The organism is Mesorhizobium salmacidum (SeqCode) (assembly GCF_037179605.1).
GTDB lineage: Bacteria > Pseudomonadota > Alphaproteobacteria > Rhizobiales > Rhizobiaceae > Mesorhizobium > Mesorhizobium salmacidum.
The window spans coordinates 21,412-46,901 of the sequence record NZ_JAPYKS010000030.1 but is presented as its reverse complement, the minus strand read 5'-3'; the positions used below and the strand labels follow the sequence as shown (position 1 = coordinate 46,901).

22 protein-coding genes are annotated in these 25,490 nt (G+C 58.6%); 6 read left to right on the top strand and 16 right to left on the bottom strand.

Annotation, left to right across the window (positions count from 1 at the left end; translation table 11 throughout):
• Positions 1 to 107 precede the first annotated feature (107 nt).
• On the bottom strand, positions 108 to 1,013 hold the full coding sequence (gene cysD, locus O7A60_RS27795; RefSeq protein WP_027145902.1) for a sulfate adenylyltransferase subunit CysD: 906 nt from the start codon (positions 1,011 to 1,013) through the stop codon (positions 108 to 110).
• A gap of 467 nt (positions 1,014 to 1,480) precedes the next feature.
• On the opposite strand from cysD, the gene O7A60_RS27790 reads away from it, so the two are divergent.
• Positions 1,481 to 2,806, top strand: coding sequence for an O-antigen ligase family protein (locus O7A60_RS27790; RefSeq protein ID WP_337108917.1), 1,326 nt, complete (start codon positions 1,481 to 1,483; stop codon positions 2,804 to 2,806).
• A 17-nt stretch (positions 2,807 to 2,823) separates the two neighbouring features.
• Entirely contained in the window at positions 2,824 to 3,771 is a 948-nt protein-coding gene (locus O7A60_RS27785) for an NAD-dependent epimerase/dehydratase family protein (RefSeq protein ID WP_337108916.1), read from the top strand.
• A gap of 45 nt (positions 3,772 to 3,816) precedes the next feature.
• Here the strand turns inward: O7A60_RS27785 and O7A60_RS27780 are convergent, their stop codons facing one another.
• From O7A60_RS27780 to O7A60_RS27770, 3 genes are all read right to left on the bottom strand, one after another.
• On the bottom strand, positions 3,817 to 4,356 hold the full coding sequence (locus O7A60_RS27780) for a sugar transferase (RefSeq protein WP_337108919.1): 540 nt from the start codon (positions 4,354 to 4,356) through the stop codon (positions 3,817 to 3,819).
• Between the two features lie 121 nt (positions 4,357 to 4,477).
• On the bottom strand, positions 4,478 to 5,410 hold the full coding sequence (locus O7A60_RS27775) for a glycosyltransferase family 2 protein (protein WP_337108915.1): 933 nt from the start codon (positions 5,408 to 5,410) through the stop codon (positions 4,478 to 4,480).
• A gap of 118 nt (positions 5,411 to 5,528) precedes the next feature.
• The gene (locus tag O7A60_RS27770) at positions 5,529 to 7,517 is read right to left on the bottom strand and encodes a UDP-N-acetylglucosamine 4,6-dehydratase (RefSeq protein WP_337108914.1); all 1,989 of its coding nucleotides are present in this window, start codon (positions 7,515 to 7,517) and stop codon (positions 5,529 to 5,531) included.
• A gap of 316 nt (positions 7,518 to 7,833) precedes the next feature.
• On the opposite strand from O7A60_RS27770, the gene O7A60_RS27765 reads away from it, so the two are divergent.
• Both O7A60_RS27765 and O7A60_RS27760 read left to right on the top strand, forming a co-directional pair.
• The gene (locus O7A60_RS27765; protein WP_245262344.1) at positions 7,834 to 8,721 is read left to right on the top strand and encodes an ABC transporter permease; all 888 of its coding nucleotides are present in this window, start codon (positions 7,834 to 7,836) and stop codon (positions 8,719 to 8,721) included.
• 5 nt (positions 8,722 to 8,726) lie between these two features.
• On the top strand, positions 8,727 to 9,458 hold the full coding sequence (locus tag O7A60_RS27760; RefSeq protein ID WP_337108913.1) for an ABC transporter ATP-binding protein: 732 nt from the start codon (positions 8,727 to 8,729) through the stop codon (positions 9,456 to 9,458).
• Positions 9,459 to 9,514: 56 nt separating this feature from the next.
• On the opposite strand, the gene O7A60_RS27755 is transcribed toward O7A60_RS27760, so the two are convergent.
• The 5 genes from O7A60_RS27755 to O7A60_RS27735 form a co-directional block, all read right to left on the bottom strand.
• Entirely contained in the window at positions 9,515 to 11,476 is a 1,962-nt protein-coding gene (locus tag O7A60_RS27755) for a rhamnan synthesis F family protein (protein ID WP_337108912.1), read from the bottom strand.
• A gap of 830 nt (positions 11,477 to 12,306) precedes the next feature.
• Entirely contained in the window at positions 12,307 to 12,981 is a 675-nt protein-coding gene (locus O7A60_RS27750) for a hypothetical protein (protein WP_337108911.1), read from the bottom strand.
• Entirely contained in the window at positions 12,959 to 13,393 is a 435-nt protein-coding gene (locus O7A60_RS27745; protein ID WP_337108910.1) for a MerR family transcriptional regulator, read from the bottom strand. Before O7A60_RS27745 ends, O7A60_RS27750 begins: the two co-directional genes overlap by 23 nt.
• A 171-nt stretch (positions 13,394 to 13,564) precedes the next feature.
• A complete protein-coding gene (locus tag O7A60_RS27740) occupies positions 13,565 to 15,394 on the bottom strand; it encodes a rhamnan synthesis F family protein (protein ID WP_337108909.1) in 1,830 nt (609 codons plus the stop codon).
• A 60-nt stretch (positions 15,395 to 15,454) separates the two neighbouring features.
• A complete protein-coding gene (locus O7A60_RS27735) occupies positions 15,455 to 16,513 on the bottom strand; it encodes an NAD-dependent epimerase/dehydratase family protein (RefSeq protein ID WP_337108908.1) in 1,059 nt (352 codons plus the stop codon).
• A gap of 403 nt (positions 16,514 to 16,916) precedes the next feature.
• On the opposite strand from O7A60_RS27735, the gene O7A60_RS27730 reads away from it, so the two are divergent.
• Complete coding sequence (locus O7A60_RS27730; RefSeq protein ID WP_337108907.1) at positions 16,917 to 18,104, top strand: class I SAM-dependent methyltransferase; 1,188 nt, start codon at positions 16,917 to 16,919, stop codon at positions 18,102 to 18,104.
• 37 nt (positions 18,105 to 18,141) lie between these two features.
• Here the strand turns inward: O7A60_RS27730 and rfbD are convergent, their stop codons facing one another.
• The 7 genes from rfbD to O7A60_RS27695 form a co-directional block, all read right to left on the bottom strand.
• On the bottom strand, positions 18,142 to 19,020 hold the full coding sequence (rfbD, locus tag O7A60_RS27725) for a dTDP-4-dehydrorhamnose reductase (RefSeq protein ID WP_337108906.1): 879 nt from the start codon (positions 19,018 to 19,020) through the stop codon (positions 18,142 to 18,144).
• The gene (gene rfbB, locus O7A60_RS27720; protein ID WP_337108905.1) at positions 19,017 to 20,087 is read right to left on the bottom strand and encodes a dTDP-glucose 4,6-dehydratase; all 1,071 of its coding nucleotides are present in this window, start codon (positions 20,085 to 20,087) and stop codon (positions 19,017 to 19,019) included. The genes rfbD and rfbB overlap by 4 nt, the downstream gene beginning before the upstream one ends.
• 29 nt (positions 20,088 to 20,116) lie before the next feature.
• Positions 20,117 to 20,671, bottom strand: coding sequence for a dTDP-4-dehydrorhamnose 3,5-epimerase (gene rfbC / locus O7A60_RS27715; protein WP_337108904.1), 555 nt, complete (start codon positions 20,669 to 20,671; stop codon positions 20,117 to 20,119).
• A 2-nt stretch (positions 20,672 to 20,673) separates the two neighbouring features.
• On the bottom strand, positions 20,674 to 21,555 hold the full coding sequence (gene rfbA, locus O7A60_RS27710; RefSeq protein ID WP_140717955.1) for a glucose-1-phosphate thymidylyltransferase RfbA: 882 nt from the start codon (positions 21,553 to 21,555) through the stop codon (positions 20,674 to 20,676).
• 235 nt (positions 21,556 to 21,790) lie between these two features.
• On the bottom strand, positions 21,791 to 22,603 hold the full coding sequence (locus tag O7A60_RS27705) for a class I SAM-dependent methyltransferase (protein ID WP_337108903.1): 813 nt from the start codon (positions 22,601 to 22,603) through the stop codon (positions 21,791 to 21,793).
• Positions 22,604 to 22,705: 102 nt separating this feature from the next.
• Entirely contained in the window at positions 22,706 to 23,731 is a 1,026-nt protein-coding gene (locus O7A60_RS27700) for an NAD-dependent epimerase (protein ID WP_337108918.1), read from the bottom strand.
• Positions 23,732 to 23,825: 94 nt separating this feature from the next.
• A complete protein-coding gene (locus tag O7A60_RS27695; RefSeq protein WP_337108902.1) occupies positions 23,826 to 24,416 on the bottom strand; it encodes a biotin transporter BioY in 591 nt (196 codons plus the stop codon).
• A gap of 114 nt (positions 24,417 to 24,530) precedes the next feature.
• Here O7A60_RS27695 and O7A60_RS27690 point away from each other — a divergent pair, with 114 nt between their 5' ends.
• Complete coding sequence (locus tag O7A60_RS27690) at positions 24,531 to 25,439, top strand: MBL fold metallo-hydrolase (RefSeq protein ID WP_337108901.1); 909 nt, start codon at positions 24,531 to 24,533, stop codon at positions 25,437 to 25,439.
• Positions 25,440 to 25,490: the final 51 nt, after the last annotated feature.

The window sequence follows — 25,490 nt, the reverse complement described above, 5'->3', positions numbered from 1 at the left end:
CGAACCGCAGGTCAGGAAGCGCAGCAGCGACTTCTTCTCCTGCGCGGCCAGATAATCGCGGACGCCATCCGTGGGAGCGAGGCTCTTCGCCATGATGTGGCGCATGGTCAGAAATACCCCTCGCGCTTCTTCTTTTCCATCGAACCGGCTTCATCGCGGTCGATCAGGCGACCCTGCCGTTCGGATGTGCGTGCCGTCAGCATCTCGCCGACGATGGCCTCGAGTGTGTCGGCGTCGGATTCGATGGCGCCGGTCAGCGGATAGCAACCAAGCGTGCGGAACCGCACCAACCTGTCCTCCACGACCTCGCCGGGCAGCAGCTTCATGCGATCATCATCCTTGAGGATCAACATGCCATCGCGTTCGACAACCGGCCGCTGCTTGGCGAAATAGAGCGGCACGATCGGGATGTTTTCCTGCAGAATGTACTGCCAGATGTCGAGCTCGGTCCAGTTCGACAAGGGGAAGACGCGGATCGATTCACCCTGCGCGATGCGAGTGTTGAAGATCTTCCACATTTCGGGCCGCTGGTTCTTCGGATCCCACACATGCTGGGCATTGCGGAAAGAGAAGATGCGCTCCTTGGCGCGCGACTTTTCCTCGTCGCGGCGGGCGCCACCAAAGGCGGCATCGAAGCCGTATTTGTCGAGCGCCTGGCGCAACGCCACGGTCTTCATCACATGGGTGTGGGTGTTCGAACCGTGATCGAACGGATTGATGTTGTCGCGCACGCCGTCTTCGTTGACATGAACCAGAAGGTCGAACCCCAGCTTCTGCGCCATCTGATCGCGAAATGCGATCATCTCGCGAAATTTCCAGGTGGTGTCGACGTGAAGAAAGGGGAATGGCGGCTTGGCCGGATAGAACGCCTTCATCGCCAGATGCATCAGCACCGACGAATCCTTGCCGACGGAATAGAGCATAACCGGCTTGGTGAAAGCGGCCGCGACCTCGCGGAATATGTGGATGGACTCGGCTTCAAGCCGCTGCAGATGCGTAAGCGCTGATATCATGGACCGTGAGCGTTCTCTCGTGCCTTGCGACAGAAGTTCCTGCGTCAAATCATCGAGCCTTTTTGCGCCCGCTTCAAGCTTCGCTTCTGGACAAAGTGTTTCGTTCGGACGTTCTAGCAGATCGTCGCGGCCCAGAACAATGCAGGACGAGCCCGGCAGCAGTCGGTTCGGGAATGAATTTTCCATGCTTGTGGCAAAATCCGGAAATTTCTGCTTGAAGGGCCTCCAGCTGGGAAAGGCAGGAAAAATATTGCCTGTGAGAGCGCCGCGGCGGCGCCGCAGGGGTCAACCGGCCCCGAATGCGGGATTTCGGCGGCAATCGATCCGGACGCACTATCGAAACAGCGACCCAGCCGCTATACGCTTTTCGAGAGTGGGCAAGTGCGTGATGAAGCACTGGCAGTTTCGAGGCGAGCATTTTCGAAGATGTGGCGCATAAAATCTCTCTGGAATAGCAGGTCCGAGAATTGAACCGGCTTTCATCCATTAGGCAGCAATTCACGCCTTCGCGGATCAATATCTACTTCTCCATTCTCTGCTTCTTTTCTCCCCCGGTCCTGGGATCGGTGGTTAGCTTCGTGTTCAATGGCGGCGGCTTGTGGTCCGTCCTGTTGATCGCCTTGAAGAGAAGACGCTTCAATGTCGACCGCGCGATGATGCCGCTGACGATCGCGATCTATGCCTATTGCGCAAGCAATGTCCTGGCGTCCCTCGTCAACCACGTGATCGTCAAGGACGCGCGGCATCTTATCCCGCTCATCACCTTTCTGTTTTTTCCCATCTCCTATTCGACCTGGAGCATTACGCAAAAGGCAACGCTCGTCCGCATCATTGTGCTGGCCAGCATGGCTGCCTGTTTCGGGGCGCTGCTGCTGGCGGTCTATCAGCAGTATCGGCTTGGCATACGCGCCGAGGGCGGGGCCGGAAATGCGATCGTTTTCGCTGAGGTCCTCTGCCTTGCAGTGGTGACCTGCGTGGCTGCTGCCCTGTCCGGTATAGAGAGGTACAGGACCGCCCTCATCTGCGCTGCACTCGGCGGAACGGTCGCCATTATCTACTCCGGAACGCGCATCGTCTGGCTGGCGCTGCTGATTGCCGGTATCGCCGTTCTGCTGATCAACCAGCAGAGGCTGAGAGGGAGAAATGCCGTTCGCGTGCTTTTGCTGCTGGCCGCGATCGCAGTCACAATCGCGTTTCTCGGGTTCCAGACGATAGCGGGGCGTGTCGCCTTTCTGCACTCCGACTGGGATGCGCTGGCGGCCCATGGTGACCACACGACTGCTCTGGGATCGCGCGTCGCGCTTTGGGATATCGGCCTGAAGGCATTTCGGGAGATGCCAGTTTTCGGACATGGGGTGGGGGCCACTCACGTCTTGATCAAGCAGGGCTTTCAGGACCAGTTCGGGATGGACGAAGGTTTCAGTCATTTCCATAACGGCTTCCTGACCGCCTTGGTGCAAGCGGGAATCCTGGGTGCGGTGACGCTGGCGGCGATCTTTGTGGTTGCCGCCAGAAATGCCGCCCGGGTCCTTCGCGACAGCGCCGATCCGATCGAGCGGTTCGGCGCCACCATGATTGTCGCCGTCGTGATCACCTATCTGACCGCGGGAATGACAGGCATCCTGATCGGCCATGACATTCTGGACTCGGTCTTTATGGTCTTCCTGGTGTCGGGAACATATCTCGCATGTGGGCGCCAGGCCGCGTTGGTGGAAGCACGGACGGTTTCACCAGCAAACAGCCAAGCCGTTCCATCAGTAGAGGGCCTGGCACCCCGGCCAGCCGCTCGATAGCCGGTCCGGGCAAGACAATGAAAGTCCTGGTTACCGGCGCGACGGGCTTCATCGGCCGCCAGGTGGTCCACCGGCTTCGTGAGGCCGGTGTCGGGCTTCGCCTCGCCTCCCGCCGGCCGGAGAGACTTGATGCGGGGTCCGACGCCATGCCGATGCCGGGTTTCGATGCGCCGGCCGCGGCTTTCCTGGCGCTGACCAGGGATGTTACGGATATCGTCCATTGCGCGGGTCTGAACAATGACCAGGGCAATGCTACCGAAGCCGATTTTCGGGCAGCCAATGCGCAATTGAGCGCACGTCTGGCACATGCCGCCGCCACCCAGGCAAGCGGACGGTTCATCCATCTTTCCTCGATCCGGGCCGTGATCGGCGCGCGTGCCAGCGCAACGATCGACGAAAACACGGTCCCCGAACCGCAAGACGCCTACGGGCGCTCGAAGCGCGAAGCAGAAATCGCGGTGCTGGACGCCTATGCCTCCCATGGCCGTGCCGACGCCGCCATATTGCGGCTGCCTCCAGTCTACGGGATCGGCATGAAAGGAAACCTGGCGACGCTGATGCGGCTCGCCGATACGGCTCTGCCGATCCCGACAGGCGCGTTGACGGCAAACCGCTCGCTGCTGTCATCGCAATCGGCGGCACGGGCGGTGTGGCATCTGCTTTGCCATTCGCAGCCGCTTCATCCGGTCTATACCGCCAGCGACGTGCCGCCGGTTTCCGTCGCTGCCATCATCGGTGCCTTTAGCCGCGGTTTCGGGAGGCCGACGCGCCTGGTGCCAATGCCGGCCGGACCGATGCGGGCAGCCGCCATACTGCTTGGCAAGCGGCCGTTCTGGGACAGCCTGACGGCGACACAGATATGCGACCCTTCCCTGCTTGCCTCGCAAGGCTGGGCGCCGGAATCCAGCACACTGGAAAGGCTGACCGAGATAGCGCGGCTCCGAAAGTCCCGACTTCCCGTTTGACCACTGGTCCAAGGACTGGTTTTTTGCTTCTGGAGCACGGCGCGCTCAGCCGCGATAGAGCGTTCCGAACAAGATCCGAAGGTCGAGCCAGAACGACGCGGTCCTGAGATAGCTGGCATCGATTTCGGCCAGAAGTTGCGGGTTCGACATGTCGATGCCCCTGATCTGGGCCAAGCCTGTCATTCCGGGGAGAGCCTGCAAAACCCCCAGCCGCTTGCGGCATTCGATCAGTTCTGTTTGGGTCGGCAGGCAGGGACGCGGCCCGACCAGGCTCATTTCGCCGCGCAGAACATTCCAGAGCTGCGGCAACTCGTCGAGCTTGAATTTCCGCAAGCCCTTTCCAACCGATGTCACGGCGCTCACGGGGGTTTCATGCGAGGGCAAGGATGGCGTTCCCTGGTACATCGTCCTCAATTTATGGCAGCGAAAAAGCACACCTTCGCGGCCAACCCGCGTTTGGGAAAAAATCACCGGACCAGGCGACGATGCACGGACGGCAAGAATGGCAAGAAACAGAATGGGAGAGGTTGCCACCAGCAGCACAGCCGCACCGGCGAGATCGAAGATTTTCTTGGCTGTCGTCATGAGTGGCCGATGGGCTCCCTGCCAGGGTTTCACGCGGCAACCGCGAGCGAAACCGGTCAATCCGGTCGGCGTAGCATGAGGTCGCCTTCCTGACCAAGCGCCGCCACGCGGTCCGCAATATTCAGATGCGACCCAGGATAAAGGCGAGATAGAGCCCAAGGGTCCCGGCAATAGTCTGTCGATAGACGCCGCTTTTGTGCAGGGCGCCCAGGCGTTGGAAAAGGCTACCTTGCCGACCGTTCGCGAACAAATCGAGGCATGCCAGCGCATCCGTCGTAAGGAGGTCGCGATTGACGGCAAGGCCGGCGAGATTGAGATCGGTCCAGTCCGCGAACTGGCCCTTGAAGAGGCGGCCGACCCGCGAGATCCGCGCCTGCCACGATGCATTGGCGCCGACCAGGTTTGCCGCATGCTGGCGGTAGCGCACCAATGGTCGCGGATCGTAGCGGACGACGCCGCCGGCACCGGTGACGATCAGATAGGCCCACCAATCATGGCTGACGAAACCGGTGCGGGCGGAGGCCTTGGCCAACAGATCGCGGGCGGCGCGGTTGAGCAGGATGGTGTTGCCGCCGGCAATGCTTTGCACCAGCGCGTTGCGGAAGGCCGGCGGACGGCTAAACAGCGGCGAATGGCCGACCAGGCTTCCGGTTTCGGTCATGGTCGCGGTTCGCGAGCAGAACATCAGCGGTTGCGCCACGTCAAATGTCCGCATCCAGCCAAGGGCGCTTTCAAGCCTGTCGGGCTCCCAGACATCGTCCTGATCGCTGAAGGCGTAACAATCCGCGTCAATGCGCGGGTCGAGGATCATCGACCGGAAATTGGCGGCAAAGCCTTGCCGCGGCCCTTCCACCAAATTTATCCGACCTTTTGCCCAGCGGGGCTTCCAGGTTTCGACGATGGCAACCGTGCCATCGACGGAGCCGTCGTCGGATATCCAGAGGTCGACCAGAGGATGGGACTGGTCGAGCAGCGACTGCATTTGCTCGTCGATGAAGGCGGCGCCGTCCTTCGTGGCCATCAGGACGGCAATGCGCAGATCTGTCTTACCCACTGATGTCAAACGCCTTGCTGCGCGAGGAAAACCGCTACGCACTTTTCCCGGAGTTGCTCATCTCTTGCCTTGCGCAATTCCGGACGGAAAACCGCTACGCAGTTTTCCTGGAATTGCTTTAGCTCGCCTGCCCGGCCGTCTTCGGGACCGCGTCCTGCCGCGCGTTCGCCCTTGTCTTCGTCGCGCGGTCGAGATCGGCCAGGATGGTGAGCGAGGCGGCCTTGTCCTGGCTCTTCATGGATTGCTGCAATGCCGCAAGTGCTGCCTGGACATCCGACCACTGCGCCACATCGGTGCTCAGGCCAAAAATCTTGGCAATGCTGAGCTCGACCAATACCTCGTCTTCGCCGTGAAGGGTCTCGTGGAGCTTTTCGCCCGGCCGGATGCCGGTGAAGCGGATCGGTATATCCGTATAGGGGCTTTTGCCCGCCATGCGGATCATCGTTTCGGCCACTTCGACGATCGGCACGGGCTTGCCCATGTCGAGCATGTAGACGGCGTAGTCCTGGTCGGCCGGCCGCGACGCGGCATCGGCCGCCGACATGATGACGAGATCGACGGCCTCGGCGACAGTCATGAAATAGCGCGTCATGCGGCGGTCGGTTATGGTGACCGGCCCACCGGCCTCGATCTGCGCCTGGAATATGGTCGCCACCGAGCCATTGCTGCCGAAGACGTTGCCGAAGCGCACCGCGATGAACTTAGTGGCGGCGCGGCGGCCGCCCGGTTCGCCGGCCGGCGTTTCATGCAGGGCGCTGACGATCTGTTCGGCGGCCCGCTTGGTCATGCCGAGCACGGACGTCGGATCGACGGCCTTGTCGCTCGAGACCATGACGAATTGCGCCACGCCGCATTTGGCGGCGACCTCGGCGCAGACAAGCGTGCCGAAAACGTTGGTCTGGATGGCCGATTCCCAGTTCTCCTCCAGAAGCGGAACGTGCTTCAGCGCGGCGGCATGGAAGAGGATGTCGGGTTTGAACTCCGTGACGACGCGCGTCATCTGGCGCCTGTCCGCGACATCGACGATGCGGACCTTGAGGCGGTCATGGTCCTTCTCGTCGACATACTGGCTCAGCTGGAAGATGCCGAATTCGGAATTGTCGGCGACCAGCACGGCCTCGGCTCCAAGCTCCAGCGACCGCTTGACCAGCGTTCGCCCGATGGAGCCGGCGCCTCCCGTGACCAGGACGCGCTTGCCGCCGACGAAGGCGCCGATGCGCTCGATGTCGGACGGCACAGTCGGGCGGCGCAGGATCGTCTCCATCTCGACGGCATCGAGAACGAGCTTTCCCTCCTGGCCCACCTGCGAAAGCCCAGCGAACTGCACGACCCCGATGTCGCCGTGACGCGCGACGCGGACCAGCTCGGAATATTCCTCGATCTCGTGTTCGGCGCCGCTGCCGAAAATCAGCAGATCGAGGCTCTTGCTGCCGGTCGCATAGTCCTCCAGGACATCGATCAGGCGCGGCCGGGTGGCCACCACGGGAACCCCTTGAATGCGCGTGCCCAGCGGCGCGCCACGCTCGGTCGCCATGATGCCGACGATGGAATGCTCGGCGGGCTGCGCCGTACGCGTGAAACGAATGATCAGGTCGGCCTCGCCGAGCCGCCCGACGAACAGGGCCTGCTTGGTCCGCGCCGTGTCGGCTTTACGGTTCAAAATACCCCAGCTCGCGCCGTCACGCAGGAAGCGGTAGAACAGCCGGGGCGCCGAGATGATGGTGAAGGAGACGAGCAGGAAGACGATGAACTGGCGCTCGTTGAGGCCCGCGACCGGCTGGAAGAAACGTACGACCAGCGAAACGGCGTAGAGCACGAAGGTCAGGATCGCGCAACTCTTCAGGATGTTGAAGAAATCAGGCGTCGAGGCGAAGCGCCAGACCGTGGTGTAGAGGCCGCAATATCTGAACAGCAGATGGCTGATGAGCACGATGCCGGCCCAGGTGAATAGACCCTCCGTGGAGAGCGCGCCGAACGAAAGATCCGACCGCGACAGGACGAGACTGAGCGCGACCGCGACCAGGACCATGGCCACGTCCTGGACCATGATGAAGGCGCGCCGCATCCCGGGCCTGAGTCCGAACACAGCTTCCAGGGAAGTATTCATTAGGCAGTACTAAACTCCAGACTGTCGGCATGACTACCAGCAAAGTGTGAACACGAGAAATCATTCGTGACCGTCACACTTCCAAGTAGCATCCCCGGCCCTCGCCGGCTGTATCGCATACTGCGGGGGACGAGGCATAGCCAGATGTTTTTTTGGAAGAATGAGGGGGAAGGGAAGCATGAAGCCCGATTCGTGGAAAATTGCCGCGAAGTCCCCATTAGCCATTGCTTATAAACAGCACGTCATCAGCATGTGTGTCCAGTTTTGCCGCAGTTGACTCTGCTCCAGACCTCGCTAGGACGCAATGCGTTGCCATATGTCCATCGAAACGGCTATTAGACAGGGGCTTGGTGGTTCGCTATGGCCAGCGAAGGACAATGCGCCGAAACAACAGATTGCGATACTCCCAGCTATGATCGCTGCACTAAACGGGGCTTTTGACGACATCTCAAAAGCCATGAAATTACACCGGGTCTGGGTGGCGCTTGCCCATGAAGACATTGGCGACCAGCACAGACGCACGACACTCGGCCCGCTTTGGATGCTGGTCAACTATTTCGCTTTCGTCGGCACGTTTGTCTTTGTTTTCGTCACCAAGGACGCGAGCAACCCCAGCTACATAGCCTACGTAGCCATCGGCATGCTGGTATGGTTCTATCTCAGTGAAACAATCACCGTGAGCGTGTCGCTCTTCCAGCGCGAGGCGAGCTTCATTCAAGGCACGACACTGCCGTTGTTCGTGTACGTGATGCGATTGACGATGCAAAGCGTCATCCGGGCCGGTTATTCGCTGGCGGGATGCGTTCTTATTCTGTTGTTGAGCGGTTACGGCATCGACACGAACTGGCTGCTGTCGTTGCTGGGTCTGCTGCTTATCGTCCTGGCAACTCCTGCATTTGTCATGGTCTTCGCGTTCTTGGGCGCCTTTTTCCCCGACAGTGAGTTCATCGTCGGCAACATGATGCGGGTTGGCATGTTCTTGACGCCGGTCTTTTGGGTCTATAGCGGGCAAGAAGGCATCCAAAAGTATGCCTATCATTGGAATCCGTTCACCTATTTCCTTGAGGGCGTGCGTGAACCGATCACAGCGGGCATATTTCCGACGCATGCTCTGGCGGTGACAGGTTACATCTGTATCGGCGCCTGGGCTATTGCGTTGCTGCTGCTGGGCCGTTACCGCAAGCACGTCGTTTTCCTGATCTGAGCCTCATGACCTCCATCAAACTGAACAATGTCAGCCTCGTCTATCGGCTGTTTGAAAAGCTGACGCTTTCGGCGCCTGGCCGGCGTCGCAGCGCTCTTGGCGGCAACATAGCAAAGGCGGGCACCAAACAGGTCGTGCAGGCGCTCGACGGTGTCAGCTTCGAGCTCAAGGCGGGCGACCGGTTAGGGCTTGTCGGCCCGAATGGCGCCGGTAAGACCACCCTGCTCAAGGTTCTATACGGAATCTACCAGCCAACGGGCGGCACGATGTCCATCGCCGGCAAGGTCGATGCGCTGTTCAACATCAGTATAGGTTTCCGACCCGAGGCCACCGGGCGCAGGAACATCGTGCTGAGGGGATTGATCAGCGGCTGGACGAAGGCCGAGATCGAAGAGAAGATGGAAGAAATAATCGATTTCAGCGAACTCGGTGATTTCATCGATGTCCCGTTCAAGGCCTACAGCCAGGGCATGGCCGCGCGTCTCGCCTTCGCAGCGGCGACAGCGCTTGATCCTGAGATTCTGCTGATGGACGAGTGGATCGGCGCCGGCGATGCGGCGTTCCAACAGAAAGCCAAACGGCGCATGGACGAATTGGCAGAAAAAGCAGGTATCATTGTCCTGGCCAGCCACGATGAGAATCTGATCAACAGCGTATGCACAAAAAAGCTTACGCTTCGCAGTGGGCGAGTGGAGTCGCTACATCCGGTCGTGAAAGTCCCGTCCAGGAAGCATTGATTGACTCCTAAGGTGCTGGCGCTTGAGAAATTCATACGCCATGCAGGCCTCAGCGGTCATCTCACAAGAGACATAAGGTTCCTGCCGATCCGATAGAATGGCCGTAAGACATAGAATACGGAGGGAGCCCTGGCGTGCAAAGACCTCTTGGCAGCCCCGATCGTCGTCACGATAGATTCCTTAAGGAGCGGCTGACGCGCGCCGACAAGAGAGTTGCCGTTAACCTCAACCACAGGAGCTAGAACAGGGTTGCCGTTGGCTTCGATCATAATGGGATGGCCATTCGCCTTCCAAATGCGCATTTTCTCAATGAGTGCGAAAAAGCTGTACACCGGAGAATGTGTCAGCATCTTTTGCAACTTATATTCAAGCATTGTGTAGTTGAAGGCAGCCTGTCTTGGGGACATGATCTGATGAGCGAGGTATCCCGCATCCTGCGCGACATAGACAATAGCCCGCTCCAAGGCATGCGGTAGATCGCCGTCCCTATAATTCCCCTCGGTTGGAAAATCGCTGAGCTTCCAATTCCTGTCGAACAGCTTCTGCAGTGCCTTGGGCCGAAACCAAAACATCGACCCGTATGGAGCCAAGGGCGTATCCTCATCGAGAGGCACTTTGACGTCGATCTTTCTAAGCAGGTCCTTCACCGGCTCTTTATTGGAGAACCACGAATATCCCATCGTCATGAATGAAATATGGATAATAGGTGCGATGGCAATTCCGATAACCGGATTCTTTCGAAATAAGTCTATGACGTTCGCAACATAGCCCGGGCTGTTCAGAAGATTTTCCAACAAATGGTTCTTGAACAGCAACCCTTGCGCGGCAGAGACCTGCGGCGACTTCTTTGTGTGAATCCTGCAAACGAGATCGTAGTTGTCTTTCTGGAAGATATCCTTGCAAGAAATGAAGAGTGCCGCCATGTCGCGTCCACGGTTTTCGCTCACGACACGAACAATCGAATTACCTATACCTACCTCCTTCTTAAGACGAGCCTCGATTAACCTCTTCTTCTTGCTAGTATCTGTTGTCGCGATGAAATCGTATTTATTTCCTATATTCCTGGAGTATGACAGCAACTCATCCAAAAGCTCTACGTAAAAGACGTGAGCGCACACCGCAATTCGTAAATCATTCGGGGTGTTATTCTCAAGTACCTGATCGGGCAGCACAGACATCAATGCTGCATTGGTATTCAATATCCTCGGTGACGCGCCACGAGCAATGTTCCTCCAAACAAGACCTAAGTCGTAATCTGACGTTTCGCGTATGATATCGATAGCCTTTGGAAGGTTTATCGCATGAGCCTCATGAAACAGAGACTCGTGGAAAAATAATCGCCTTTTTAGTATTGGTATCCTATTCTTAATGGTTTCCTCAATATTAATAAAGCACGGGTAATCCGAACCGTAGTCATCTGGATTCTGATACGCTTCGTATTTATATTTCAGCTTCGAAAAATGATCACTGAACCGACTCTCGTGCTTCAGAACCGATTCATTATAGCTCCCTATCTCGGGCATTGTCTCCCAGTACCGGCGAAATGCCAAAGAGGTAAGCATCGGCTTCCGAATGGCTATGAAATGGGAATTGATGTGCCGAGGGAGATGGCCTTGTCCCGTAAAAGGATTCGGAGTCATCTCCTTGTGAATCGTGATCCCCCAGAAATCGAGGGACTTCCTTTTCTCCATCTCTTCGAACATCTCCGAGAACGGATAGATGGGTCCATAAAACGTATGGTTGTAGAGCAGAAGTTCATCATACTCGCCAAGATTTTCGTATCCGACCGACTCAATCCCTGTCTTATAAGCCCAGACATCAAATCCGCTGTTGTCTCGAATTACTACCTCTTCGACCAATGGCCTCACGGCCATTTCGGAATCGCGAGCCAAAGAGCCGTTCGACACAAAAACCGTCTTACTTACGAATGGTTTCAGAGATTTGATCAGATGCAGAAAGTAGTCATCAACGATCCCTTCTTCATCGTAAAAAAAGGCTATGGCTAGTCGCTTTATCATTTATCGGGCCCGGATGTTACAATGAGAGGACGATGCGCAGATTGGTCGATGTGGTGCATTTTCTCGGTCGCCTAGCGAACATCTCCAGTTGCGAGACACCCGTCCATACGGAACAACAGCCTGGTGGCACCCTGGTCGCCCAATGGAGTTCACGGTGCAAATGAACGGGCTCGGCACTCTGTGTCAACCTTTGGGCAGCTCTGTCAACAATGCCGAGGGAGCGGTAGGTATATGGCTACATTGCAGACCGGCTGCCTTATCCATAAAGCGGAAACTGAAGCCTCCAAGTCGAGAGTGGACGAAGTCACGGGGCGGAATACGAGTGTAAGACGGTGGAAACCTGACTACTGACTGACGCCTGCGACATGGGTAGAGAGGAGTAAGTCAAATATCAACGAATATCCGCCGCAAGACCGGCCATTGGAACAATATGCAGATTGCCAGCGGAAAAACGAAACGAGTTCGGTATCTGGATTCGTTGCGCGGCCTCGCCGCATTGTGGGTTGTGGTAGGTTCACGCCGCGATGGTGCCACAGCCGATCTTTGGCTTGCCCGAGTGGATCGGCGTTTACGACCGCTTATCCCGTTCGCTCAGGTGGTAACCATATCTTGCGATTGTTGCTGGCGCCTTGTCTGCCCTATTGGCGTCGACATGGGCGAGGCGCTGTTTCCGACCCGGTGGAAGAACGACAACCCACCGTCGATCGAGAAGTTCGTGGAGACTTTCCGCGACGATTACGCATGCGCGGACGATACTGGTATTGCCTTCCGCGCAAGGGCCGGCCATCGCGTTGGCGGCGGAATGAAGCTGGGCCAAATTCAGGGCAATGCTAGGGGCCTTCCGACACGTCGCCACTCGGCGTTTCGTCTTCGGAAAGAACCTCTGGCAGATCATCCAGGGTGTCGTCTCGATCATGGCCTTCTAGTCGCGCAGCGAACTGCGGAAGGCCGGACCCGGCCAGCCTCTCAAGATACTCAGGCCACGTTGGAATCCGCCCGGCAACGGACCTGGCAAAACCATGGGCCCTGCGGGATGCTTCGTAGGTGATGACCGGGTTTTCGTCATAGACCTCGCACAGAAAGTCATCCGGGCTCCAGACAGTGACCCTATGGCCTTTCAGATGTCCCGCGTCGAAATCCCTCAGATTCCATGTGAGCAGGTGTGACGGCGCACACGCCATCGCCGCAGCAGCCACGTGGCGATCCCCAGGATGGGTGGCGCCAGTGTCGTCGACAAAGCGCTGCCAATCGCCAAGCTCGAAGTCAGGTATCGCCTTCCGCATCTTCTCGGCAGTGCGCTGCGGGGCAGTTGCATCCTTTCCTGCCTTCAGCAGGCGCTGACCGCGGTTGCGAACCCACTCGTCCTCGATCTTCTCAGTCCAGCGCAGGCGGAAAAGGCCCTCGATGGCCAACGTCATCAAGATGTTTCGCTGCTCTTGGGAAAAGAGGACGTTGGCGTCCGCCAGAACCGTCGGCATGTCTTCAAGGCGACGGTTCTGCGTCAATGTCCCCGATCTCCTCGAAGTCCTGGTAAATCTCGGTCATCAACCGATTCTGTTCGTCTTCCTTGGCCTTCAGGCTAAGAACATCCCCGAGCGTACAACGCCTGTGCGTGCCGACGTAATGGAACGGCAGCCGTCCGTCTTCCATCCGGCGGACGACAAGCGGCCGCGACAGGCCAAGGATCTTGCCCGCCTGGCTGGGAGACAGTTCCGTTCCAAGCGGCCCGTAAGCAACCCCTCCTCGTTCCAGGGCTGTATTAAGAAACCTGGCAAGCACTGAAGCGATCTGCGGATCGAGGGTCACCGGGACGCGCTTCCTCGCTCGGCCCAACTCCCGCAACGAACCCAATGCATCCTCCGCTGCCCGGCGAAGCCCGCCGTCAAAACTTTCAAAATTCAGATGCGCGGTTCCCATGTGATCACCTCTCATATCTGAAATAAGTGAAATTAGCGCAAAGGTCAATTGCTCTGCGCGAACGCGATTAGGTGACTCATATGGGGCCGGCATAGAGGACACCCTGCCTCGAATCGTGCGAGACAAGGCTCTCTCCAGCGGGAGCGAGGACCGCACTTGCGAAGGCGGCTCCTACGCTTTCCTAGCCAGACGATTTCCAACTGCTATTATTGCTCGGTAAGGCGGCCTAAGGATACGAAAGAGAAAGGGCGATCTACGTGTTGTCGATCGCTTAAGGGCTAGAACCAGGACCCTGAACGCTGATTTCACGCCAAAGTTTGGCGACTGACCGGAATAGAAGGCCGACAATTTTGCTTCCAGCATGGTATAATTTCGAGCCGCATGGCTGGGCGTCAGGACATGGCGGAACACGTAGCCGGCATCAAGCGCCACATATGCCACGATCCGTTCAATCGCATAAGGCAAGCTGCCGTCCTTATGACGCGCTCCAGCGAAGTCGCTCCATTTCCACTCGTGCGCGAATAACTTCCTTAATGCCAGCGGCCTGAACCAGTACATTCCACCGTAAGGCGCCACCGGCATGTCGTCATCAAGGTGTATTTTCAGCCCCAGCTCTTCGGCGAGCAGTGCGACATTATCCTTGTTTCCGAACCAGGAGTTTCCCATCGTGGGATAGCCAATATGGACTATCGGCGGCATGACAAGTCCAATGGCGGAATTTTCCGCGAACAACCTGATTATGTTTTCGACATAGGCTTTCGAGTAAAGCAAATTATCGAGCATATGCAGCTTGAATTGGTCACCCATGGCCCCATCTTGGGGAGATTTCTTAGAATGCACACGGCAAACAAGATCATATTCTCCATTTAAGACATAATCTCGGCAAGAAATCAGCAACGCTGACGTATCTCGGCCGTCATTTGAATCAACGACATGTATGATCACACGGTTGGCACCGCGTGCCCCGGCCATCGAGACTTCTATCCTCGCCTTTTTTTCATCGGTGTCGGTCGTGACGATCAGGTCATATCCAGCGGGAATATTCTCCACATAGGCCAGCATCTCCCCCGCCATTTCGGGATAAAATATATGCGCTATAACAGCGATGCGAAACGGCTTTTCCGCCATATTTACCTCTGCGACCTCATCAGAGAGTACTGACATGAGGGCAGAATTGCTGTTGAGCGTTCTCGGTTTTGCGACTTTTCCGATACTTCTCCATACCAATGAAAGATCGTATTCCGAATTTTTCTCGATCAGATACAGAGCCCTTGGCAGATTTATCGCTTCCCTGTCCAAAAATAGCGTGTCCTGGAAAAAAAGCCTTCTCTTTAAAATAGGACTCCTGTTCTCAATGGTTTTATCAACCTCCATCAAAACAGGATAGCTAGTCTTGTATTTATCCGGGTCAACATAGACCGAAGATCTATATCCTATATCCTCAAAATGCTTGGTGAAGACGGTTTCGTGCTTCTTAATCGAATCCATATAAGAGTCGATCCGGCTCATCTGCTGCCAATACAGCTTGAAAGCTTCCGACTGATGAAGAGGCTTCCGGACCGCGATAAAGTGCGAGTTGAGATGAAATGGCAATTCCGATTTCATCGAGTTGAAAGGGTGTGGACGCATCGCACGGTGAGCCGATATGCCCCAAAAGTCACACGCCTCACTGTCCATTCGCGAAAACATCTCGGAAAATGGAAAAATCGGACCATAGAATGTATGATTGAAGAGGAGCACTTCATCAAAGTCGGCAAGCCGCTCCCAGCCGATATCGGTCAGGCCGGCCTTATAAGCCCAGACGTCGAATCCCCTGTTCTCCCGAACAATTAGTCTGTCGACAATCTGCGACAGGCGATCCGCGGATTCCTCATCCAAGAAGCCGTTGGACACGACAATCATGTGTTCGACGAACGGCTTTAGTGACTCCAGCAGATGAAGATAATAGTCTTCGACCTTGCCGTTTTCATCATAGTGGAATGCGATGGCCAAGCGCTTCATTGTAATGCGCTACGCGCTTTTAGGTGAAACAGCGCAGCTTTTCGGCGCGATAAGTTGAGCTTAGCCAAGTCGTGAATCAATCCACTCGGAAAGCTGGCCGATCCCCTCGTCCACGCTTTTCAAAGGCCGCCATTCCAGTTCGCGCACCGTCCTGTCAATGTCGGCGACGGCACAGCGTACATCACCGTTGCGGAACATGCCGTTGACGTGCGGCTCGGGCGCCCCATACCTCTTCGCCACGATTTTCGCCAGATCCAGGACCGTGGTCTTGGAGCCCGTGCCGACATCATAGGCGAGCGATTGCGACAGATTCGTTGTCGTGGCCTTGTCAATCGCCGAGGCAACGTCGTCAATGAACACAAAATCCCTGCCGATATCGCCATCTTCATAGATCGGGATGCTCTTGCCTTCCTTGGCCATCCTGATGAACAACGACACAATTCCCGTGTAGCTATTCGTCAAGGACTGGCCGGGGCCATATACGTTTTGAAGACGAAGCACGTTGACGGCCGTTCCGAATGACAGGGCCCAGGCCCGCAATATCTGTTCCTGGGTTAGTTTGGTCGCCCCGTAGATACTGGTCGGATTCGGTATCGTTTTTTCCGCATCCATTGGCAGAGGTTCAAGGCCGGGAAAATCCCACTCCGCGCGCTCGAGCTGCTGCTTCGATCTCTGGCCCGGATAGGTTACTTGGCCGGTCCCCCTTGAACGCCATGCCCCTTCTCCGTAGACGGCGCGGCTTGACGCCAGGACAAAGCGCTCAGGAACATGCGATGCCGTGGCGAAAGCGTCCAACATGCGGGTTGTGCCAAGGACGTTCGCTATCGCGTGGCGAGAGCCCTCTGTGAGTGACTGTCCGGTGCCCGTTTCAGCCGCAAGATGCACCACAACTTCGGGCCGGGTGGTTTCCAACGCCTGCGTCCAGGTGGAAGCCTCGGTCACATCCGCAATCACGAGTTCAACGCGCGGATCAAGTTCGGCGGGACGCTTTCGCTCAGCGTGAATCTGCGGGTGCAAGATGTCCACGACGATTACGCGACCGAAACGATTCGCCAATTTGGTGGAGAGCGCACAGCCAATGAAACCGGCTCCGCCAGTCACTACACATGTTTTAGACATTCAGCATACCCGGTTATTGATCTGGCTGTTCGTTACCATCGTCGATCTCATTTGAATAGACGCAGAGGGGCTCAGTTCCAGTTGGGCTGGCTTAAAGCGTCAGTGCCCCCGCGTCCGCGCTCGCAAAAAAGATGCACCACAACGGTTCTCTAACCAGACGCCAATTTGACCACTTGGCATGCGAGCCGCCCGAATAGGTTTGACATGCGTTCCAAACACCACAAATCGGCGGCGTCCATGGAATTGTTGAGGCGATCGACTGCTAGCCCGTTCGCCGCTAGAATTCCGGATTCTCGCAGCCCTCTAACGCCTCATACCCTCGCCATATACCGCCCATAGCATTGTTTCGAGGCATCGGTTGCGGACGAGATGTGAGTTGGTTGGCAGGTAAGGAGTAGCATTTTTGAGAGATCATATTGCAGTACAGGTTTCCCCTTCGGAAACGGATGATTTTTTTCGGACACTTCTAAGTAGCGAACTGGATCCGGTCTTTTGGCCCACGGATTTGCTGGATAGAACAAGCGCGTGGTTTGGGCACATACCCTTCGCCCACTGGGTCGTCGGAGCAGCGGAGCCACGCGTCTTGGTCGAGCTCGGAACACACGAGGGCGTTTCGTATTCCGCATTTTGCTCCGCGGTAGCGCGAATGCAGCTGGCGACTCGGTGCTACGCAGTCGATACTTGGCAAGGAGATGAACAGGCAGGCTTCTACGATGATAGCGTATTCCAGAAACTAAGCGCCTATCACACCCCACTCTTCGGAAGCTTTTCCAGTCTTTTGCGGACAACATTTGACGAAGCTCGTAGCCAGTTTTCCGACAAGTCAATAGATATTCTCCATATTGATGGTTTTCATTCCTATGAAGCGGTGAAACATGATTTCGAGACATGGCGAGACAAATTGTCAGACCAAGCGGTCGTCTTGTTCCATGACACTAATGAATTCGGAGAAGGATTCGGCGTGCATCGTCTCTGGGCAGAACTTAAAAGCGAATATCCCAGCTTCGAATTCTTACATAGCCACGGCCTTGGAGTTTTATGTGTTGGCTCGGCGTCCCCTCAAGCCATTCTGACTCTATGCAATCTTTCGGAACGCGACAGTGATCAGCTTCGCCAACGTTTCGATCTCCTAGGAACTCGTTGGGCAGCTGATTCTCAGAACACCAGGCTGGCATCCTTGCTGCATCTGGAACATCAGGCTGGCTTGCAACACCTTCATGAACGGGAGCGCTTGGCCGCCGAAGTCCATAACCTCGAAGAAGAGTTAAAGCAGGCTCGCCTAACCCACGAAGAAATTCTGGAGCAAACTCGCCTGGCCTACACGGAACTTTTGGCGCAGGCTGGCCAAGCTCAACAGGAATTGCAGCAAGATGTGAGTCGGAAGCTTCAGGAAGCTGATGTCAAGATGAGAGAAACCGAGCGCGCTCTCAGCGTGAAAATCGCGACGATCGAATCAGAAAAGAATGCTCTTCTTGGATCGACATCATGGCGATTGACGCGGCCGCTGAGAGCGATGAGGACGGCCCCGTCGGCGTTATCGTTGAGCGGGTTTGCCAAAAGGTGCTGGACCACGCTTGGGAGGCGGCGGTGACAAGCTGAGATCCCGTGGGTCTTTCGCGGTGTCCGTGTCAAGAAAGCCGGCGCACCACCTTCTCCGTCGACTGCCGCCAGTCCGGCGCGTTCCATCCGAACACATCCGCGAATTTCGCGCTTGATAGCCGGGAGTTGGCAGGGCGGCGCGCCTTGGTTGGGTAGTCCATCGTAGTGATATCCCCTACCCGCGCCCAAGAACCACCAGACTTCAGGCTTGTGTCCAGGATATGACGGGCAAAGCCACTCCAGTTGGTCTCGCCGGTGCCGGCCAGATGATAGGTGCCGAACGCGGCGAAGTCCTTGTCGCGGTGCAGCATGGCGGCCGCATGCAGGATCGCGTCGGCGATATCAAGCGCCGATGTGGGATTTCCCCATTGATCGGCCACCACCGAAATCTCGTCGCGGTCGGCGGCGAGCCTCAGCATGGTTTTCACGAAATTCTTTCCGAACGGGCTGTAGACCCACGCGGTGCGCAGGATCAGGTGGCGCGGGCCGACGGCCGCCACCGCCTGCTCGCCGGCGAGCTTGGAGGTTCCGTAGACACCGAGCGGCGCCGTCGGGTCGGTTTCGACATAGGCATCGGCCTTGGTTCCGTCGAAGACATAGTCGGTCGAAAGATGGATGACGGGAACGCCGAGCCGCTCGGCAGCCTCGGCCACCTTGCCGGCACCGGTCGCGTTCACCGCAAAGGCCAGATCGGGCTCGTCCTCGGCCTGATCGACGGCGGTATAGGCGGCGGCCGACACGACGATATCGGGCTTCGCAACCGCGATGACGTCGATGACGGTGTCGGGTCTTGCCAGGTCGAGCTCCGGGCGACCGAGGGCGACGACCTCCACGCCCGCGCGCGCCTGGCCGGCCTCGAGCAGGCTCGCCGCGACCTGGCCGTCGCGTCCGGTGACGAGGAGCCTCACGCGCCCACCTTGCGTGCTTCGCCCAGCCTTTCGCCGGCATAACGCTGTTCGCGGATCGGCCCCCACCACCATTTGTTGTCGAGGAACCAGTCCACGGTCCTGGCAAGGCCGCTGTCGAAATTCTCCTTGGGCGTCCAGCCGAGCTCGCGGCTTATCTTGGAAGCATCGATGGCGTAGCGGCGGTCGTGGCCGGGACGGTCGGTGACGAAGGAGATCAGCTCGCGATAGCGCCTGCCGCCGGCGCGCGGGCGCCTGGTGTCGAGCAGGTCGCAGATCGTCTCGACGACGGCGAGGTTGGTGCGTTCCGAATTGCCGCCGACATTGTAGCTCTCGCCCGGATGGCCTTTCGTGGCGACCAGTTCCAGGGCACGCGCGTGATCCTCGACGAACAGCCAGTCGCGCACATTGGCGCCGGCGCCGTAGACCGGCAGCGGCCTTTCGTCGAGCGCGTTGAGGATGACGAGCGGAATCAGCTTCTCGGGGAAATGATAGGGCCCGTAATTGTTCGAACAGTTGGAGAGTACGACCGGCAGGCCGTAGGTCTCGTGCCAGGCGCGCACCAGATGGTCCGAAGCCGCCTTCGAGGCGGAATAGGGCGAGGACGGCGCGTAGGGCGTCTCCTCGACGAACATGCCGCCGTCGAAGGGCAGATCGCCGAACACCTCGTCGGTGGAGACGTGATGGAAGCGGAAGCGGGCCTTCCTGTCGTCGGGCAGGCCACGCCAGTATTCGAGCGCGGCATTGAGCATCTTGTAGGTGCCGACGATGTTGGTCTCGATGAAGGCGCCCGGTCCATCGATCGAGCGGTCGACATGGCTCTCGGCGGCGAGGTTCATGACGATGTCGATATCGTCGCGGCGCAGTATGTCGAGCACCGCCCTTTCGTCACAGATATCGGCCTGGGCGAAGCGGTAATTGTGGACATTCTCAATCGGCCGCAGCGAGGCCAGATTGCCCGCATAGGTCAGTTTGTCGAGGTTGGTCACCCGGTAGGCCGGATTGGCGCACAGATGCCGGCATACCGCCGAACCGATGAAGCCGGCACCGCCCGTCACCAGAAAATTCATCCCGCTGTCCTTATGCACAACACGCTCCATCAGGCGAACACCTCGGCCGCGGCCAACATAGGCGCCTTGAGGTCCTTGTCGGAAAGCTGGAACCCGCCGGCCAGCGACGGCCATTCTATGCCGATGGCAGGATCGTCGAAACGGATCGACCGGTCATGCTCGGGCGAATAGGTGTCGGTCACCTTGTACAGCACCTCGGTGTCGGGCACGAGTGTGACAAAGCCATGCGCGAAGCCCTTTGGCACCAGTATCTGGTTGCCTTTTTCGGCCGACACTTCGAGGGCGACCCATTTTCCGAAGGTTTTCGAGGCGCGGCGGATGTCGACCGCGACGTCGAGAACACTGCCACGGATAACGCGCAGCAGCTTGTCCTGGGCGCGCGGCGCAAGCTGATAGTGAAGCCCGCGCAAGACGCCCGGGGCAGCGGAATACGAGTGATTGTCCTGCACGAAAGTCAAATCAATGCCGGCCTGCGAAAAGCGCTCGGCATTGTAGGTTTCCATAAAGAACCCGCGTGCGTCGCCATGGCGTTTCGGAACGATTTCAAGCACCCCATCGATGCCCAGGGATCTCACCTCCAGCATCTCTAGCCCTCCGAAAGATCGACGACGCGCCGGCGCAGATAGGCGGCGTATTCGTTCTTGCCCAGGCGGGCCGCGCGCTCCAGCACCATGTCCGCCGTCAGCCAACCCTGTTCGAAGGCGATTTCCTCCGGGCAGGCGACCTTGATGCCCTGGCGATGTTCGATCGTGCGAACGAAGGAAGAGGCTTCGTGCAGGCTGTCATGGGTGCCGGTGTCGAGCCAGGCATAGCCGCGTCCCAGCCGATGAACATGGAGCTGGCCGCGCTCGAGATAGACGTTGTTGACCGCCGTGATCTCGATCTCGCCACGCGGCGAAGGGCGGATGGTCGGGGCGATGTCGACGACATCATTGTCGTAGAAATAGAGACCCGTGACGGCCCAGTTGGACTTCGGTGTTTGTGGCTTTTCCTCGATCGTCAGCGCGGTTCCGGTCGCTTTGTCGAAAGACACCACGCCATAGCGCTCGGGATCCTCGACATGGTAGGCGAACACCGAAGCGCCCCTCTGGCGCGATGCCGCGGCGCGGCAAAGCTGCGACAGCCCGTCGCCAAAATAGATGTTGTCGCCCAGGATCATCGACACGCTGTCCTTGCCGATGAAATCGCGGCCGATGATGAAGGCTTCCGCGAGGCCATTGGGCTGCGGCTGCTCGGCGTAGGACAGTGCCAGCCCAAAATCCGATCCGTCGCCGAGTAAACCACGGAAAGCGGGCAGATCACGAGGCGTCGAAATGATCAGAATCTCTCGTATTCCCGCGAGCATCAACACGCTCAGCGGATAATAGATCATCGGCTTGTCGTAAATGGGAAGAATTTGCTTAGAGACTGCTAATGTTAGTGGATAAAGACGTGTTCCACTGCCTCCAGCAAGGATAATTCCTTTCAAAAAGCTCTCCTTGACATGCCAAAGCCCCCCGGCCCTGAGTGCCTGTGCTTAGGTTTCATGCATTGGCTTGTCAATGCGGCACACGACAAATGCGTCGACCATGTTGAATACCGTCCATCAACGGGCGCCTCCCGCTTCGGCCGAACCGGTCTGATCCCATCCTGGCAAGGCCGAGGCCGTGATCACCGATCGCACTTTCGGCTTTATCGAGGACGGGCTTGGGGCATATCAACACCTAGGCCACAGCCATGATCACATATGCCTGGATTTTGGCGGCAACTTCGCCGTTGCCATGTCTGTCTGCAATGGCTGATGCCGCGTAGTCGGTCGCGGCGTCCAGTTTTCCAGCGTCCCTGGCCTCGATTTCGCTGCGAAGAACGGTGCCTTGGCAATAAGCGACGGCCGGAAGGCGCGGCGAGGATGCGCGGCTTTGTTCGGCTCTCGTCTCGATCGTGACATCGGAGAAACCCGCGTCCTCCAGGTCGCGGCGGATCAGCACCTTGTCGTGGTAGCCGTGCGGCGTGCGTGCCAGGAAGCGCGGCGGATCGTCTGGGAAAATCCTCGCCAGCGCATTGGTCACGTCATCGGCGAACACATTCTCCTCGATGCGATCCCATACGTTGAACAAGAACCGTCCTCCCGGCTTCAGGACCCGCCTGGCTTCGCGGTAGGCGGAGGTGCGGTTTGGAAAGAACATCGCACCGAACTGACAACAGACGAGATCGAACGCCGCATCCTCGAACGGCAGCGCCATCGCATCCGCCTGACGCCATTCGATGCGGCTGTCGGGTGTCTGCCGCGAAGCGGCGTAGTCGAGCATCGGCTGGTTCAGGTCGGTCACGACATAGCTTGCGTCCGGCGCCAGTCTTGGTGCCAATGCGCGGGTGACGACCCCGGTGCCCGCGGCGATTTCCAGGACCGCGCCTGGCGACAGCGCCGCGGCTCGTTGCGCGATATCCACGGCGAACGGCTCGAAAATCAAGGGCACCATGTAACGGTCGTAGTTTTCCGGAATCGAGCCCGCGAACAGCTTGTCCGTTTCCAACATGGCAATCCCCACCATCTGATGACTTGGGAGACTAGCACATTTTTTTGGTCCCTGGTCCTTTTCGACCGAAGGCCGGCCTCTACGCGGCCAAGAGCGCGTTCATCACGCCCGCCCAAAATAACCCTGGTACCACTCGACGAACCGCCCTACCCCCTCCGTGACGGAGGTGCGGGGGCGGTAGCCGACCGCCGCTTGCAGCGCCGAAGTATCGGCGAAGGTGTCGGGCACGTCGCCGGCCTGCAGCGGCAGGAGCTCGATGATGGCCTTGCGGCCGAGCGCATTTTCCAGCGCCTCGACATAGGCGGTCAGTTTCACCGGGTTGCTGTTGCCGATGTTGAAGATGCGCCAGGGCGCGCTGCTGGTCGCCGGATCCGGATGGCCGGAGTCCCAGGCCGGGTTAGCCGCGGCAGGACTGTCGCTGGCGCGTATCACGCCCTCGGCGATGTCATCGACATAGGTGAAGTCGCGCGTGTGGTTGCCGTTGTTGAACAGCTTGATCGGCTCGCCGGCCAGGATGTTCCTGGTGAACAGGAACAGAGCCATATCAGGTCGCCCCCAGGGACCGTACACGGTGAAGAAACGCAGCCCCGTGGTGGGCAGGCCGAACAGATGGCTGTAGCTGTGCGCCATCAGTTCGTTGGCGCGCTTGGTGGCGGCGTAGAACTGCAAGGGATGGTCGGCCGGGCGATGCTCGGAAAACGGCATGTCGGTGTTGGCGCCATAGACACTGGAGGTGCTGGCATAGGTCAGGTGCCCGACACGGCTGCTGCGGCAGGCCTCGAGCATGTTGGTGAAAGCAACGATGTTGCTCTCGACATAGGCGCGCGGGTTTTCCAGGCTGTAGCGGACGCCTGCCTGGGCGGCGAGATGGATCACCCGGTCGAAGGCGTGGTCGGCAAAGCAGCCATCGACCACGCTATGGTCGGCGAGATTGCCGTGGATGAAATGATAGCCTGCATTGGTGCCGCGGCTCGCCTCGGCCAGGAGCCGCAGCCGCGCCTGCTTGATCTCAGGGTCGTAGTAATCATTAATGCTGTCGATGCCGACAACCTCGTCACCGCGCTCCAGGAGCCGCCTGGCGACATGATAGCCTATGAAGCCGGCAGCGCCGGTGACCAGAACTTTCATCACAAAGGCCGTCCGTAACATGCCTGGTGACCAGGCCCGAGCTGACCGCAGGCCAAGCACCGGCCCGGAGTGATCCGGGCCGGATGATCTCAAATCAGGAGCGCTTCAGCAATGACCAGACGGCCGGCACGAGGCTGGCCGCGAGAGCGACCTTGATCAGGTCGCCGACGATGAACGGCACGACGCCGAATTGCCAGGATTTTTCTGGACCGATGAGCAGCGCCAGCCAGGCGAAACCCATCGCCATCATGACCACTTCGGCAACCAGCATGGCGTTGAAAAGCTTGATCGGATGACGGTCCCAGCCGCGCTCGGCGGCCCAGCCGACAATCGCGGCCATGACCACGAAGCCGGCGAGATAGCCGCCGGTCGAGCCGAGCATATAGGCGATGCCTATGCCTTTTTCCGGCGTGCCCTGGAAGACCGGGAAGCCCATCGCGCCTTCCGCCATATAAAGCAGCAGGGTGGCGACGCCGAGCCGCATGCCGAAGGCGGCAGCGATCAGGAAGACGGCGAGCGTCTGCATCGAGATGTCGACAGGCCCGAGCACTACCTTGGTCTTGGCCGAAAGGGTCAACAGCAGCGTCCCGGCAATCGCCAGGACAAACTGCGTTGCCAGTCGCGCGGCACCTTCTTGCGGCAAGGCCAGAAAAACAAGCGGGCGCGTCGTCGTTGCGGTTGTCATGGTCTTCCCCATTCAATCTCGCCGCGAACCAACAATCGCGGCCTTGCGTTTTTCTATATTTGCTTGCGTGCTATGCGGCAATCGGTTTTGCCGTTCTTGGAATAATGTGGCGACATGGCCCTCAAATTCGATACCAGCTTCGACCCCGCTTATGGCCAAGGCGTAAGCGTGGCCCCAGACGTGCAACGCGTCACGGCTGGGAATCCCAGTCCCTTCACCTTTCATGGCACCAACAGCTATGTCGTGGGCCGCGACACGCTGGCGGTGATCGATCCCGGGCCGGATGACGAGGCGCATCTTCAGACCTTGCTCGACGTGATCGCCGGCCGGCCGGTCAGCCACATTTTCGTCAGCCACACGCATCGCGACCATTCCCCGCTGGCGGCCCGACTGAAGGAGCGCACCGGCGCCCAGGTGCTGGCGGAAGGACCGCACCGGCCGGCGAGGCCCTTGCATATCGGCGAAACCAATCCGCTCGACGCCAGCGCCGACACCGCTTTCGTTCCCGACATCGCGTTGCCGGACAGTGAACTGGTCAGCGGCGATGGCTGGGCGATCCGGACGGTCCTGACGCCCGGCCACACCGCCAATCACGCGGCATTCGCGCTGGAAGGCACCGGCATCGTGTTTTCAGCCGATCATGTCATGGGCTGGGCAACATCCATCGTCGCGCCGCCGGACGGGGCAATGGCCGATTACATGGCATCGCTGGACCGGCTGATCGAGCGCGGCGATCGCCTGCTGCTGCCTGGCCATGGTGGACCGGTGACGGCGCCGCGCGCTTTCATGCGCGGGCTGAAGGCGCATCGCAAGATGCGCGAACGAGCCATACTGGAGCGGATAAGAGCCGGCGACCGGACTATTCCCGCCATGGTCAAGGCTATCTACAGGGATACCGATCCCCGGCTGCACGGCGCCGCCGGCCTGTCGGTGCTTGCCCATCTGGAGGACCTGGTGGCACGCGGCGTGGTGGCGACGGACGCCGCCCCCGCCATGGATGGCACTTTCACGCCCGGCCGATAGGCCTTCCCGCCCGCCCACGGTGTTCACCCGACCATCGCCGCCGGCGCGCAA

Excerpts from the sequence above, each read along its gene's own strand:
- O7A60_RS27765 (WP_245262344.1), top strand. The coding sequence starts at position 7,834 with ATGTCCATCGAAACGGCTATTAGACAGGGGCTTGGTGGTTCGCTATGG.
- O7A60_RS27700 (WP_337108918.1), bottom strand. The coding sequence starts at position 23,731 with ATGAAAGTTCTGGTCACCGGCGCTGCCGGCTTCATAGGCTATCATGTC.
- O7A60_RS27785 (WP_337108916.1), top strand. The coding sequence starts at position 2,824 with ATGAAAGTCCTGGTTACCGGCGCGACGGGCTTCATCGGCCGCCAGGTG.
- cysD (WP_027145902.1), bottom strand. The coding sequence starts at position 1,013 with ATGATATCAGCGCTTACGCATCTGCAGCGGCTTGAAGCCGAGTCCATC.
- rfbB (WP_337108905.1), bottom strand. The coding sequence starts at position 20,087 with ATGAATTTTCTGGTGACGGGCGGTGCCGGCTTCATCGGTTCGGCGGTA.
- O7A60_RS27735 (WP_337108908.1), bottom strand. The coding sequence starts at position 16,513 with ATGTCTAAAACATGTGTAGTGACTGGCGGAGCCGGTTTCATTGGCTGT.
- rfbC (WP_337108904.1), bottom strand. The coding sequence starts at position 20,671 with ATGCTGGAGGTGAGATCCCTGGGCATCGATGGGGTGCTTGAAATCGTT.
- O7A60_RS27755 (WP_337108912.1), bottom strand. The coding sequence starts at position 11,476 with ATGATAAAGCGACTAGCCATAGCCTTTTTTTACGATGAAGAAGGGATC.
- O7A60_RS27770 (WP_337108914.1), bottom strand. The coding sequence starts at position 7,517 with ATGAATACTTCCCTGGAAGCTGTGTTCGGACTCAGGCCCGGGATGCGG.
- O7A60_RS27745 (WP_337108910.1), bottom strand. The coding sequence starts at position 13,393 with ATGGGAACCGCGCATCTGAATTTTGAAAGTTTTGACGGCGGGCTTCGC.
- O7A60_RS27690 (WP_337108901.1), top strand. The coding sequence starts at position 24,531 with ATGGCCCTCAAATTCGATACCAGCTTCGACCCCGCTTATGGCCAAGGC.
- O7A60_RS27760 (WP_337108913.1), top strand. The coding sequence starts at position 8,727 with ATGACCTCCATCAAACTGAACAATGTCAGCCTCGTCTATCGGCTGTTT.
- O7A60_RS27780 (WP_337108919.1), bottom strand. The coding sequence starts at position 4,356 with ATGACGACAGCCAAGAAAATCTTCGATCTCGCCGGTGCGGCTGTGCTG.
- O7A60_RS27740 (WP_337108909.1), bottom strand. The coding sequence starts at position 15,394 with ATGAAGCGCTTGGCCATCGCATTCCACTATGATGAAAACGGCAAGGTC.
- O7A60_RS27695 (WP_337108902.1), bottom strand. The coding sequence starts at position 24,416 with ATGACAACCGCAACGACGACGCGCCCGCTTGTTTTTCTGGCCTTGCCG.
- O7A60_RS27705 (WP_337108903.1), bottom strand. The coding sequence starts at position 22,603 with ATGTTGGAAACGGACAAGCTGTTCGCGGGCTCGATTCCGGAAAACTAC.